Genomic DNA, 1445 nt, shown 5'->3' on the forward strand with positions numbered 1-1445 from the left:
AAAGAACCATTATTTCGGACTGGTCGAGAAGCCAAAGATGCTGTGCGACGTTTTCCGCGAGACCAACGTCAAGCGCAAGGAAGAATGCGAGCGCGGTGACATCTGCAAGACCACCCTCGGACGCTGGGAGCGGTGCGTGACCTACCTCGAAGAGTTCATGAGCCTGAAGCTGGGCGAGACCGACATCCCCATCAAGGACGTGACCGCAGGCTTCATCCAGGATTTTGAGCATTTCCTGCGCATGACAAAGGAATGCGCCAACAACACGACCGTCCGCTATCTCCGTTACCTGAAGAATGTGATACAGTATGCCATCGCAAACAAGTGGATAACGGATGACCCGTTCATCGGGAAGCGTTTCAAGCGCACAAAGGCCGAGAGGGGCTTCCTGACCGAAGACGAGTTGCGCCGCCTCATGCTCCTCGACCTCCGCGGCTTCCCCCGTATCGAATGTGTCAGAGACGTATTTGTGTTCTGCTGCTTCACCGGCCTCGCGTTCATCGACATCAAGACTCTCAGGCGCTCCGACATATCGACCGACGCGGACGGGAAGATGTGGATAAGGAAGGCCCGTGAGAAGACAAGCGAGACGAGCATCATCCCCATGCTGGAGATTCCGGTGAAGATAATGGAGAAATACCGCGACCATCCCACCGTGGTGACGAGGGGTGTTGTCCTTCCGGTAATGACCAACCAGAAGGCGAACGCATATCTGAAGGAGCTTGCCGACCTCGCGAAAATCCAGAAGCATCTTACGACCCATATCGCCCGGCACACGTTCGCCACTATGTCGCTCAACAACCACGTTCCTTTGGAGACCATCTCCAAAATGCTTGGTCACAGCGATATAACAACGACGCAGATATATGCGAAAATGCTTGACAAGACCATTTCCGAGGATATGGAGACGATGCGCAACAAATTCAACGGCATGTCATTCTGAACAATCAGACAAAGGAAATGCGGCAATCGGAAACAGCTCCGGTTGCCGCATTTTTTTCAGGTGCCCCAGTCTTCAAATTTAGGACGGTATGACAATGCGAGGAAATCCCTCACATCGTCCTCGTCATACAGGATTTTGCCGTCAAGACGATAAAACGCGATTCTGCCGCTGTCGCGGTACTGTTGCAATGTGCGGCGTGAGATATTCAGATGGTCTGACAACTGCGCGTCCGTCATGAATCTCTTTCCCATGATTGTCGGCCTGTGGCCGGAGATGAGCCGGCCGGCCATGTCGGTGCAATCCTTGCATTGCGCGAAGAAGGTTTTTATCGCATCGTCGTGTTTTGAATAGTATCTACCCATTATTGTGTCCCTCCTTCTATGTTGTATTCCAAAATTCTCGTTGAGATTTAGAAAAGATTAACGTTAAAAATCAATTGCTTATGTTTCTGTGCCGATTGTGTAGGCACAAAAGAGTCATGATCGAGGCCTCTGCCCCAATC

Annotated in this window: 2 protein-coding genes; one reads left to right on the forward strand and one right to left on the reverse strand. The window is 51.6% G+C overall.

The genetic code is table 11. The features are described 5' to 3' along the window. Positions 1-943 (forward strand): site-specific integrase (locus C5O24_RS13305; protein WP_107681971.1); only part of this gene is annotated, 943 nt, incomplete at its 5' end. Positions 944-999: 56 nt separating this feature from the next. Here C5O24_RS13305 and C5O24_RS13310 read toward each other — a convergent pair. Further along, the gene (locus tag C5O24_RS13310) at positions 1000-1305 is read right to left on the reverse strand and encodes a helix-turn-helix domain-containing protein (protein WP_107037029.1); all 306 of its coding nucleotides are present in this window, start codon (positions 1303-1305) and stop codon (positions 1000-1002) included. Between the last annotated feature and the right edge of the window lie 140 nt (positions 1306-1445).

Source organism: Paramuribaculum intestinale (genome assembly GCF_003024925.1).
GTDB classification, from domain to species: domain Bacteria; phylum Bacteroidota; class Bacteroidia; order Bacteroidales; family Muribaculaceae; genus Paramuribaculum; species Paramuribaculum intestinale.

Coding starts and splice junctions, on each gene's coding strand:
- C5O24_RS13310 (WP_107037029.1), bottom strand. CDS start 1,305: ATGGGTAGATACTATTCAAAACACGACGATGCGATAAAAACCTTCTTC.